Origin of the sequence: Blautia sp. AM28-27 (genome assembly GCF_003480905.1) — a bacterium.
Lineage (GTDB): Bacteria > Bacillota > Clostridia > Lachnospirales > Lachnospiraceae > Fusicatenibacter > Fusicatenibacter saccharivorans.
Genome location: NZ_QUJK01000001.1, coordinates 348,534 through 360,572, shown reverse-complemented (window position 1 = coordinate 360,572; position 12,039 = coordinate 348,534). Strand labels below are relative to the sequence as shown.

The 12,039-nt window shown below is 49.3% G+C and carries 10 protein-coding genes; 1 reads left to right on the top strand and 9 read right to left on the bottom strand.

The window, feature by feature from the left end; genetic code table 11:
- Positions 1 to 71: 71 nt before the first annotated feature.
- The gene (locus tag DW743_RS01670; protein WP_022462610.1) at positions 72 to 374 is read right to left on the bottom strand and encodes a Dabb family protein; all 303 of its coding nucleotides are present in this window, start codon (positions 372 to 374) and stop codon (positions 72 to 74) included.
- A 69-nt stretch (positions 375 to 443) separates the two neighbouring features.
- Positions 444 to 1,190, bottom strand: a complete 747-nt coding sequence (locus DW743_RS01665) for an RNA polymerase sigma factor region1.1 domain-containing protein (RefSeq protein WP_147342020.1) — start codon at positions 1,188 to 1,190, stop codon at positions 444 to 446.
- A gap of 140 nt (positions 1,191 to 1,330) precedes the next feature.
- Here DW743_RS01665 and DW743_RS01660 point away from each other — a divergent pair, with 140 nt between their 5' ends.
- On the top strand, positions 1,331 to 1,960 hold the full coding sequence (locus DW743_RS01660) for an HdeD family acid-resistance protein (RefSeq protein WP_022462612.1): 630 nt from the start codon (positions 1,331 to 1,333) through the stop codon (positions 1,958 to 1,960).
- 110 nt (positions 1,961 to 2,070) lie between these two features.
- On the opposite strand, the gene DW743_RS01655 is transcribed toward DW743_RS01660, so the two are convergent.
- The 7 genes from DW743_RS01655 to murA all read right to left on the bottom strand — a co-directional run bounded on the left by DW743_RS01655 (position 2,071) and on the right by murA (position 11,986).
- A complete protein-coding gene (locus DW743_RS01655) occupies positions 2,071 to 4,872 on the bottom strand; it encodes a glycoside hydrolase family 3 protein (protein ID WP_117760482.1) in 2,802 nt (933 codons plus the stop codon).
- A 182-nt stretch (positions 4,873 to 5,054) separates the two neighbouring features.
- Positions 5,055 to 6,413: a sodium-dependent transporter gene (locus DW743_RS01650; protein ID WP_055265757.1), complete on the bottom strand. Its 1,359-nt coding sequence runs from the start codon at positions 6,411 to 6,413 to the stop codon at positions 5,055 to 5,057.
- Positions 6,414 to 6,615: 202 nt separating this feature from the next.
- Positions 6,616 to 7,314 carry an RNA polymerase sporulation sigma factor SigE gene (sigE, locus tag DW743_RS01645; RefSeq protein ID WP_330377007.1) on the bottom strand — a complete coding sequence of 233 codons (699 nt, stop codon included), beginning with the start codon at positions 7,312 to 7,314 and terminating at the stop codon, positions 6,616 to 6,618.
- Between the two features lie 42 nt (positions 7,315 to 7,356).
- Positions 7,357 to 8,220, bottom strand: a complete 864-nt coding sequence (locus DW743_RS01640) for a sigma-E processing peptidase SpoIIGA (protein WP_158554986.1) — start codon at positions 8,218 to 8,220, stop codon at positions 7,357 to 7,359.
- A gap of 189 nt (positions 8,221 to 8,409) precedes the next feature.
- On the bottom strand, positions 8,410 to 9,591 hold the full coding sequence (ftsZ, locus tag DW743_RS01635; RefSeq protein ID WP_055219889.1) for a cell division protein FtsZ: 1,182 nt from the start codon (positions 9,589 to 9,591) through the stop codon (positions 8,410 to 8,412).
- A gap of 185 nt (positions 9,592 to 9,776) precedes the next feature.
- On the bottom strand, positions 9,777 to 10,724 hold the full coding sequence (locus DW743_RS01630; protein ID WP_117760483.1) for a cell division protein FtsQ/DivIB: 948 nt from the start codon (positions 10,722 to 10,724) through the stop codon (positions 9,777 to 9,779).
- A complete protein-coding gene (gene murA, locus DW743_RS01625; RefSeq protein WP_117760484.1) occupies positions 10,721 to 11,986 on the bottom strand; it encodes a UDP-N-acetylglucosamine 1-carboxyvinyltransferase in 1,266 nt (421 codons plus the stop codon). Before murA ends, DW743_RS01630 begins: the two co-directional genes overlap by 4 nt.
- Positions 11,987 to 12,039: the final 53 nt, after the last annotated feature.

Sequence of the window (12,039 nt, the reverse complement as noted above, 5' to 3'; positions counted from 1 at the left end):
TCCCGTTCCTTTTGGGGAAGCGGGATACTTTTTTATTTAAACGGGCAACGAGCTAAAGTCCGTGCTTGTTTTTACTCTTCGTAATCGAGTGCTGCACGCTCCGTTGTGTACGGACGTACATAGGTGTCTGCTACTTTTACGTGCTCCGGATGTTTTGCATATACAGCTACATCCTCTGCTTTTTCCAGTGTTGTGACAAGTGCCATATCATGGGTGGAAGATGCAAGCGGTGCTTCTACAAAGTCAACCGTCAACAGTCCCGGCACTTTGCCGACCAGGCTTTTCAGGTTCTCTGCCATCGCTTTTTTCAGCTCCGGTTTCTTTGCATCCTCTACTTCCGGTTTGAATTTCCACATAACAATATGATGTACCATTGTATTTTTCTCCTTTGCTTTTGTTTTATTGCCAATTCACACAGTTTCTGTGCAAATACCAGCCTTTTGTTACGGCTCTTCGCCTGCAATCCGCAGAATATCCTCAATCTCTTCCACGGACATGTCAAGATACGCGGAAAGCTCTGCCACACTGAAATCCATGTCATCGCCGTCGGAGAGTTCCTCGATGGCGTCTTTTAAGCGGTTTACTTTATTGACTACAGTATTGTCCTTGTGTTTCTGAACTCTGTGTTCTTCCATGAAATCGCTGATCGTCTCACGCACAGCCGCATCAATCGCCTGCTCCGCCGTCTCAGCTTTTACAACGGACTCCAGCGCTACTAAAAGTCCGACATTTCCCTCCTGCACCAGATCCATCAGGAAGAAATCGCGGGTGTGCATTTCTTTTGCGGTCTCAATAACTTTCGGAAGCCAGAGCTGCACGAGCATGCTCTTTGCAAGGGAATCGCCCTCTGCCGCTTTCCGGTAAAGCTCTGCCGTTTCTTCCTCCGACGGTGTTTCTGTCTCCGGCAGTTCGTCAAGATACTGCTGTAAGGCACGCAGCTCCTCCTCGGAAAACTCCGGTTTTTTCTTTTCTTTTTCGGTCTCCTCCGGCACGACGCCCGGCTCATAATCTGCCACATCGACCTGCTCCATCGTCAGATATTCGCAGACAAAGGTGACTTTCTGCTCATCCAGTGCAAAGTCTTCAAAAAAGTCTCTGACTTCTTTCATCGTTACTTTATTTTCATGGTCTCTGGCGTATGACAGCAATTCGGAGAGCTTCTCCTGGAACTTTTTCTGTTCGTCCTGCATCTTTTTTACCCTCTCTTTCTTCCGTTTCACGATTCCATTTCTTCGTACATTTTTTTCAATTTGTCCATTGCTTTTTCTGCTTTGAAAAGCTACTATAAAAGCAAACGAAAAACCACATTCAAGTGGAAAGGAGAATCCTTATGAAACAATTTTTTCAGGATGTGAAAAACAGTTTCCTGCTTTCAGCCGCTGTCTCTATTATACTAGGTATCGTGCTGATCGTCTACCCCGTAAAAACGAGTTTGCTGATCTGTTATATCGCCGGAGCACTGCTCCTGTTTGGCGGCGTTGTTGCGTTGATCCGCTACATTGCAAGCCGCGGCGAGCCGTTTTTCTTCCGCTACGATCTGTTCGTTGCCCTGGTACTGATTCTGTTCGGCTGCTTCGTTATCTTTGAAAGTGACCTTGTAATCGCATTCATCCCGGTTGTCATCGGTATCATCCTTCTGGCAAACGGACTGCTCAGCATTCAGAAGGCGTTCAACCTCAAAAAAACAGGGCTGGAAAAATGGTGGCTTGAGTTCCTGCTGGCTCTTTTAACCAGCGTTCTCGGCATCATCATCTGTACCAATCCGTTTGATGCCGTTGCAACCACAAACATTTTCATCGGTATCTGCCTTGTCTACAGCGGCATTTCCGATCTTGTCACCACCTACTACATGGGCCGCGCAAAACGCCGGATCAAAAACGTCATCCAGACCGAGATCAACCAGCAGAAAATCCTGCACGATGACAATGTGATTGATGTGGATGAGGACGAGCTTCACTAAAAAACAGCTTCTTCCATAAAAATCTTCTTTCATACGAAAAACCGGAACCCGGCACCGCTTCTAAGCAGCGGCTCCCGGGTTCCGGTTTTTCTCTGTATTTCTTTTTTTATTTATTCCTCGTGTTTGCTCAGCGCTTCCATGCCTTCTCTTAATTTCAGACGAATCTTGCCAAGCTGCATGCCGTTTGCACCGAAATACAGTTTCAGATAGTGATTAGATCCAAAGAAGAAGCCAAGATCTCTGGTCTCTTTGATCCACTCGCCTTTTGTTCCACGGATGCTGATAACGGTTTTTACAATATTGTCGATATATACTGTAACGGAAAGCTGTGCCAGGTCTTCGAGGTCTGCTTTCATTTCCATCTCGATATCATAAGTTCCCATTTTATCTGCCAGAATGGAAACACCGCAGACTTCGCTTGTTCCTTTTTTATTTTCCCATGCGGAAGCGTCAATGACAACATCACCTGTTTCCGGATCTGCCTCATACGTTACCAGGTCTGCTGCAACAAAATCGTTATCTCCCTGCTGCTCCTGTGCTTCTTTTTCTTCCTCGCTGATGCGGTCAAGGAAACGTAAAATACATGGTGTTCCAAGAATGAAGTGAAGGACATTCATGGCATTTCTCTGCAGATCACCTCTTGTGATTTCACCTTTTTCCAGTGCTTCTTTCACATCATCCTGGCTCATATCGGTGCAGTCATTGCATACCATGAAGACATCATTTCCGGCGGATACCATCGGTGCATGTGTCGTTCTTGTTGCCTCGTATCCTTCACGGTTCGACATTGCCCACCAGTCGGTCATAACAAATCCATCGTAGTTCCACTCACCACGGAGAATGGTGGTTAACAGATCGTAGTTTCCTGCGGTCCAGATACCGTTGACCGGTCCATATGTACTCATAATGGATCTTGCGCCGCCTTCTTTGACTGCAATTTCATATCCTTTCAGATAGATCTCGCGCAGTGCACGCTCGGAAACAACCGCATTTACGGTGTGGCGCTTCGACTCCTGGTTATTACCGCAGAAGTGTTTGATGGTTCCGGTTACATCGGATTTTTCCATACCAAGAATCTGTACAGCACTGATCCATCCGGTCAGGTACGGATCCTCGGAAATATACTCAAAGTTACGTCCGTTTAACGGATTTCTGTGAATATTCATACCAGGTCCAAGAAGCGCATCGACACGGTTCTGTCTCATTTCGCGTCCTGCCATCTCGTACAGGTCTTCTACCAGCGGAAGATCGAACGTACAGCCAAGCAGCGTACCGTTTGGCATGGAGAAGGCTTTTGTTCCGCAGTCAAAACGAAGTCCGGAAGGACCGTCGGTACAGCAGGATGCCGGAATGCCAAACTCCTGTAATTCCGGTGTCAGACCGCCAAAAGCAGCTGCGGTTCCAGGCGTTACTTTCGGGCTGCACATACCCTCGCCGCGGAACATGCAGATCAGATCATCATCGGAAAGCTGTGCCACGAATTCTTCCATGGTTACTTTCTTATCCAGCACATCGCCCAGCTTATAGCCTTTGTCTCCGGTGTACGGAATCGGCTCCATACGGTTCTCTTTCATGCGTTTTGCCGGATCTACGGTGCGCAGCGGGGCTGCCTCGTATCCCGGTTTTAATGTGCCGTCCTCACCTGCAACGGCTTTCATACGCTCAAACGCTTCGACCGGCGCCATTGCCTCGGTCAGCGTCTCAACCACTTTAAACGGCTGCTCGTAAGCGCCTGCGAAAGCTGCACTTCTGACATCGCTTCCGACATAAAACTCATAGCTGCCCTCTTCGAGTACGTAGCAGGATTTGTGTCCCGTTGCACCGCTGTCATCATAGGATGCGAAGCTTTCTTTTGCCACATTGATGGTCACGGTCTCTTTTGCTCCAGGAGCTAAAATACCGGTCTTTGCAAAGCCGACGAGTGCGCGGGCTGGTTTTCCAAGAACGCCCTGTGGAGCTTTTACGTATACCTGAACAACTTCTTTACCGGCCGTTTTTCCTGTATTCTCTACGGTTGCCGTTACGGTTACCTGATCGACGTCTTTCTCTTTCGCCTCTGCGGTTACTGCAAAGGTTGTGTAGGAAAGACCAAATCCGAACGGATATAATACTTTGTCTTTTGCAAAAGTCTCAAAGTAGCGGTATCCTACATAGATATCCTCTTTGTATTCGTTTCTTACTAGATCGCCAAAGCAGCTGGTCGACGGATAATCCTCAATATTTTCTGCGATGGTATCCGTCAGTTTACCGCACGGGCTGACTCTTCCCATCAGCACATCGGCAACGCCGTTTCCACCTTCCTGACCGCCCTGCCATACGTAGAGAACAGCTGCAGGATTGCACTCTTTCACCCATTTCATGTCGATGATATTTCCGACATTCAGCACAACGATCGTTCTTGCAAACGCTTTGCTGACTTTCTCTACCATCTCACGCTCGGTATCTGTCAAGAGATAACTGCCCGCCTCGTTTTTGTTGTCCTGGTCCTCACCTGCGGTACGGCCTACAACAACAATAGCTGCATCGGCGCCTTTTGCGCTCTCCACAATCTCGTCGGTGAGCTCCATCTCTTTCTGGGACCACGGCACTTTTCCCCAGCCCTGGCCTTCGTCGTATGGATTTTCCTCGATCCATTTCTCATATGTTCCAAGAAGATTCTCATCGAGCGTGATGTCTTTTTCTTCTTTTAAGGCATCCAGAATGCCAACCACATATTTGGTGTTGACGAGTCCGCCGGAGCCCAGTCCGCTCTTATAATAATGGAATGCAATTCTTCCGAAAACGGCTACTTTATCCCCCTTGCGAAGCGGAAGCGCCTCGTTGTCATTTTTCAGAAGGACACATCCCTCTGCTGCTGCCTGACGGGCAAGCGCTACGTATTCTTCGAAATCCAATGGTGTAAATTTTCCCATATTGTTCCCCTTTCTCCTGCATACTTTTCTATCCAACATGTGCCGGAACACCCAAAGGAAATCCCGGGTTCCGGCACATGACTGGCTTCTTGTCTTTTATTATCTCGTATTTTCTGCTTTTTTTCCAGTTCTTTTCTTATCTTTTTTCTATCTGATATTGACCTTTTTTCTTCTCTTTTTGCTTATCCAATCAGTCCCTGGACAATTAATACAAGAAGCAGCAGCGGAAGGATATACGTAAGGTATAATCGCATCCAGTCCGGCACTTTCAGACCATCGCCCTTACTTGCCTCTGCCTGGTAATTTTTAAATCCCCATCCCCACTTTGATGTACAGAATAAAAGATAGATCAGTGAACCGACCGGCAGCAGAAGGTTGCTGACGATAAAGTCCTCAAGATCGAGAACTGTGCTTCCTGCGCCGAGCGGCTGGAATCCGGACCACACATTGTAGCCGAGTGCACACGGCAGGGATCCTAAAATGATCAGAATGCAGTTGATGACTGCTGACTGTTTTCTGGAAACACCGAAAATCTCGGAAAAGCAGCACATGATGTTCTCGAATACAGCGATGATAGTGGACAGTGCCGCAAAGAACAGAAACAGGAAGAAAAAGCTTCCGAAAATCCGTCCGCCCTTCATCGAGGTGAAGATGTGCGGCAGTGTCATAAAGATCAGCTTCGGGCCGCTGTCCGGCTGTACGTGATAGGAAAAGCACGCCGGGAAAATAATAAGACCTGCGGTGATGGCTACAAACGTATCGAGCACCGCAATATTGATCGCCTCTCCGAGCAGCGATTTTCCTCCGTTTAAGTAGCTTCCGAAAATCAGCATTGCGCCGATACCAAGACTTAACGTAAAGAATGCCTGGCTCATCGCGCTTGTGATAATGTGGAACAGTCCCACCTGTTCAATCTGCTGCTTGTCCGGCACCAGATAAAATTTCAGACCCTCTTTTGCGCCTGGCATTGTAAAGCTGTAAACCGCAAGGAAAATCATAACGACCATCAGTACAATCATCATCACTTTTGTGACACGCTCCACACCATTCTGCAGACCAACAGAGCAGATCAGAAAGCCTGCAATCGTGATCAGCAGCATCGTGATGACAAGAATAGACGGAGATGAAAGCATCTCATTGAATTTTCCAGTTACAGCGTCCCCCTTAAGGCCACTGAATTTTCCGGTTAAAAAGCTGTAAAAATAATACAGCATCCAGCCTGCAACAACCGTATAGAACATCATCAGCAGATAGTTTCCGATGAGGGCAACGTATCCATGGATATGCCACTTCTGCCCTTTCTTCTCCAGTTCCCCATACGCGCGCACGGTACTCTTTTTGCTTCCTCTTCCGATGGCAAGCTCCATCGACAGAATCGGAACTCCCATAATGGCAAGGAACAACAGATAAAACAGCACGAAAATGCCGCCTCCGTTGTTTCCTACCATGTACGGGAATTTCCATACATTTCCGATGCCGATGGCACAGCCTGCCGAAAGCAGAAGAAAGCCAAGGCGCGATTGGAATGTCTCTCGTTCCATTTCTTTTATTTCCTCCCTTTTTTCTTCGTACAAAACTCAGATTTCAGAACGGCACCGTTCTGCCGTTCTGTCCGGTTTGTCTTCCTGTTTTGCACTATGCTTTCTATTATACTTTTCTTATCAGAAAAAGACAAGCAATTGCTTAGGGCGTGTTTGAAAAATTTTTTTAAACACGCCCTGAGAAAGGAAATTTTTCTATTCTTTATTCATACCGCGCAATCTCTTTCCGCAGCCGTTTCATAATCCGTTTTTCCAGCCGCGAAATATACGACTGTGAAATTCCAAGAAGATCCGCGACTTCTTTCTGCGTTTTCTCCCGCCCCTCTGGCATATTGATGCCAAACCGGAGTTTCACGATCACCTGCTCCCGCTCAGAGAGCTTGCTGATTGCGCTTCCCAGCACGCGATGTTCCGCCTCCTGCTCGAGCCCCTGATAGATCACATCCTCCTCCGTTCCGAGGATATCCGACAAAAGAAGCTCATTTCCATCCCAGTCTACATTGAGCGGCTCATCGATCGAGACCTCCATCCGTGTCTTGTTATTTCTCCGCAGATACATCAGAATCTCGTTCTCAATGCACCGGGACGCGTACGTGGCAAGCTTGATCTTTTTTTCCGGATTGAACGTGTTAATTGCCTTGATGAGGCCGATGGTTCCAATCGAAATCAGATCCTCCACACCAACTCCTGTATTATCAAATTTCTGTGCAATGTAGACGACGAGACGCAGGTTGTGTTCGATCAGCTCGCTCCTTGCCGTCTCGTTTTCCGGATCGGAAAGCCCCGCAATCGCATCGGCCTCCTCCTGTCCTTCCAAAGGCGCCGGGAGAACATCTGTGCCCCCGATATAAAAAATTTCTCCTGTCTGACGAAATACAGCCGGCACGGACCGCGGCAGCATACGAAGCCGGAATCCGTTTGGCAGTGCAGCCTGCAGCATACTTCATTCCTCCTGTCCTTCCATGAGATCTGGATGCAAAATTATTTCATAGCCCCTGGGAGATGAACTATTTTCTCCGCCAAGCGCAATCAGCGGTCCGCTTATGTGCCTGGCTGTATGTTCTGTCACAAGAATCATTTCCGAGATCCGGATCACCGGCAGAAAGCCCCGGCCTTCCAGTCCGCGAAACGGTATGTAACGGGGCTGCAGCGCAAGAAGCCGTTCCGGCTCCGGCACCGTCTCGTGCCTTGCAAGCGCCGCAATCCCTGTCCGCATTTCGTCCGGGAACAATTCGAGTATCACAGTGTACGGTACGACCGAGACCGGCTTTTTGGTTGTGGCATCCCGCAAAGTATTGCCCGTGTCGTACAGTCCTTTTACTTTTTTCCATTTCCCATTCTGCACAAGCTGTACCGTAACCTGCCTGGCGTGTTCCAGGAGCATCTCCTTTCGGATCTTCAGCAGGAGGAGTGTTCCCGCATATGCGGCACTCCCGGAAAGAAGAAAAAGAAAAATTCCCCTTCCCGGCATCAGCTCCCGGAACAGGCGGTATGCACTGCCGATCAGAAAACCGGACAGTATATAGCCTGCCATTCCCACCACAAGATCCCGTACTGTCGTGATTCTGCAGCCAGATTTCACCATCCCTGTTGTAATTCCGATTCCGACCAGGGCGAGCAGCGCACCCGGCAGATACCGTGCAAACACGGCATACAGCACCGCATAACCGGCGCCGAGCGCGGCTGCCGCAAAACTCCTTCTTCGCGTGGCAGATCGTTTCAGAAGAAAGGAGGAAAGGCGCAGAATAGTATAATTCAGCAGAAGATTCTCTGCAAAGAGAAGATCCAGAAAGATCTCATAGTGCAAAAAAACACCCCCTGCGCCTTTTGCATGGTCTGAATTTCTAACAGACCCTATTATAGACGGAAGGGGGTGAATTTTTTGTCGTTTTCGGAAGAATGACCTTCTTTTTTGATCAACAAACTTCGACACGCCGCAACATTTTCGGTCTGCGGCGTGTCGAGGTAAATTCGTTATTTGCTTATTATTCTTTGCTTATCTGCGGTTTCTTAAGAAATCCGGGATCTGGATGTCCTTTTTCGGAACATTGCTTGTCATGGTCTGCTGAGCCTGTACCTGCGGCTGCACCTGAACCTGTGGCTGCGGCTGTACCGGAGCGGAAGCTTTCGGAGCAGTGTGTACCGGAGCGGCTGCCTGTGCAGAGAAGCTGCTGCTGGAAAATGCGCTCTTTCTTGCATCTGCCGGCTCTTTGCGGGATACGCTTGCCTGTTTCGCCGTTGCATCGTTGAGACCTGTTGCGATAACGGTGATCTTCGCTGTATCGGTAACAGAATCATCATACATAGCACCGAAGATGATGTTTGCATCCTCTCCAGCCAGATTCTGTACGTAACTTGCAGCATCGTTTGCATCCATAAGGGAGATATCTCCGGAAATGTTGATGATAACGTGGCTTGCACCCTCGATGGTGGTCTCAAGCAGCGGACTGGAAACAGCCTGCTGTACAGCCTCGAGCGCTTTGTCGTCGCCCTTTGCCTCGCCGATACCGATGTGGGCGATACCCTTGTCGGTCATAACGGTCTGAACATCTGCGAAGTCGAGGTTGATGAGTGCCGGCAGGTTGATCAGGTCTGTGATGCCCTGTACGGCCTGCTGCAGAACCTCGTCTGCTTTCTTTAATGCCTCCGGCATGGTTGTCCGGCGGTCTACGATTTCAAGAAGTTTGTCGTTCGGGATCACGATCAGGGTATCTACGTTTTCCTCGAGTTTTTCGATTCCCATCAGCGCATTGCTCATACGGGTTCTTGCCTCGAATTTGAACGGTTTTGTTACAACGCCGACAGTCAGAATGCCCATTTCTTTTGCAACGCCTGCTACAACCGGTGCTGCACCTGTTCCGGTTCCGCCGCCCATACCGCAGGTGACGAATACCATATCAGCGCCTTCCATGATCTGTTTGAGCTCTTCGATGCTCTCCTCGGCTGCTTTCTCTCCAACCTCAGGTTTTGCTCCTGCGCCCAGTCCCTTGGTCAGCTTCTCGCCGATCTGGAGAATGGTAGGTGCCTTACAGAGGGTCAGCGCCTGTTTATCGGTGTTGATTCCAACGAATTCAACGCCGCCGATGGATTCCTCCACCATTCTATTTACAGCATTATTTCCTGCACCACCTACACCGATTACGATAATCTTTGCAGATGATTCTGCCTCATTTGTCATGATCTCTAACAATTTCAACTTCCTCCTTTTGATTATGAACTGCTGTCTATCTCAAAATAGTCTGATATTCTGATGGTCATACATAAAGATATAATATAATTTCTTCGGAAAATAATCAACTGTTTTTTTCGTATTTCATAAAAAATTCAGGATTATTGCGTTTTTTTGACGGCTTTCCTTTCCTCTTATACATCTTTCGAGAAGACAAAGCTGCTGTCGCCGTCCTTGTAATCCTCCATATGGAGTTCTCCGGAAAGACCGGAAAGGCTCGGCAGGATTGCTGCTACGCGCGTCATCTTTTCTTCTAACGCCGTATCGGTTCCAAGCAGAATCCGCACGGTATCATAGTAATGCAGAATAATTTCGCTGTTCTCATTAAATTCCACACTGTCCGGCGTGATATTGTATTTCTCCGTCATTCTCGTAAGTGCGAGCATGGTGCGGAAAACTGCCGGTTTTTCAACCGGGAGCTGCTTGTTCACGGTCACATAGTCAAACGTAAGTCCTGTTACAAGCGGAACATCGGAAAGGGTCGGCTGAAAGTCTGTCGTTGTCACACGTGCACTTTTAATCGTATCCGCCGAGAGCGCACCGTCGGACGTACTGCTTTCGGATGCTGTGCCATCGGATGATACGCTTTCGGATGCAAGCGACTCACTCGTAAGAGATCCATCCGCACTCGTTCCATCGGAGGCGGTTCCGTCGGAAGGCTCACCCTCCGCAGGTGTTTCCTGCTCCTCGTCCACGCACTCCAGCACGATGCCGTTCTTGTCAAAATAGACCTTCTGGCCTTCGTACTCGACATAACCGACCACTTTTTTCTCATTTACCTGGATGCAGATGGTGTCATAGCTTACAAACGTAAACTCCACGGAGTTCATAAAAGGAATATCGCTCATATCAACCTTCGAATGAAACGTCGTAAGAAGCACCGTGTTTTTCATCCACTTGTCGTCCGCGACCATCTCTTTGATTTCATCTTTTGTATACCGGGTGTTCCCCGCCACCTGGATATTGCGGATTTTGAACACATTAAAAAACAAGGCACCTGCAAGGCCGACGCCAAGCACCACCCCGGTCAGAATCCGTATTTTTCTGTTTTTCTTCTTTTTTCTGTTTTTTTTCTGTCTCATATTTCTTTTTCTACGATAATCTTGGCTCCGAGTTCCCGGAGCGTTTCTGGAAACCGTTCATACCCCCGCTCAATCAGTTCTGTCTGCCGGATTGTGGAAAATCCTTCTGCGGCAAGCGCCGCCGATACGAGTGCCGCGCCGCCCCGAAGATCCTGGGAAACAACTTCTGCACCGTGCAGACGGCTTTTTTCGGCCGTCAGCCATTTTCCGCAGATCTGCAGCGTACCGCCCATTTTCTGCAGCTCCTCTGCCGTCCGGAGGCGGTCCTCAAATACATTTTCACAGATACAGCTCTTTCCTTCCAGCGTCATCGCTGCCGCCAGATACAGCGACTGCAGATCCGTCGGAAAACCGGGATATTCCTCTGTCTCCACGTACGGAACAGCATGCTGCACGTTTTTGCTGTCTGCTACCAGTGTACCACTCTTCCTTGTATATTGTCCACCTATTTTCTGATAGAGGGACAGAACCGCCCCCATTTCGTCCAGCGGCGCGCCGGAAAGCGTCAGGTGCCCCCGCGTCGCCGCGCCCATCAGAAGATACGTCCCTGCCGCGATCCGGTCACCCGGAACACGATACCGGCAGCCGGACAGCAGTCTCTTTCCCCGCCTTCCGTAAACGGTAATCTGCTCCGTCCCCTCGCCGGTAATCTCCGCTCCCATGGCCTTAAGAAACCGGCAGAGATGAACCACTTCCGGCTCCCGCGCACAATGCTCCAGCCTTGTTGCACCTTCCGCTCCGACAGCAAAAAGAACCGCATTTTCCGTCGCCCCGACACTCTTTTTCGGAAAGCAGAGCACGGCTCCTTTCGGATGATCTGCCTTTGCCCGAATGGTGCCGTCCTCCTCGAAGACCTCGGCTCCCAGAAGCTCCATTGCCCTCTGATGCAGGTCCGTCGGCCGCTTTCCGATCCGGCAGCCGCCGGCCCCTGCAAGGTATGCCTCCCCTGTCCTTGCAAGAAGACTTCCCAGAAACAAAAGAGAGGCGCGCAGTCTCTTCGAAAGCGCTCCCTCCACACGGCTTTTTTCGATCTTTTCACAGTTCAGGTGGAGCGCATTCCTCTCCCACCAGACTGTTCCGCCAAGGCTTCTTACAATCTCCGCCATATCCTCCACATCGGAAATCTTCGGGCAGCCTTCCAGCACGACCTCCTCTTTTGTCAGAACCGCCGCCGCGATCATGGGAAGAACGGCATTTTTGGAACCCTGGACTGTTACCGTTCCGCAAAGCCGCCTTCCGCCGAGAATCTGATATACTCCCACCTGTTCTCTCCCATCCGGCCTCTCTTTTTACGGTATGCATTACACTCCCGTTT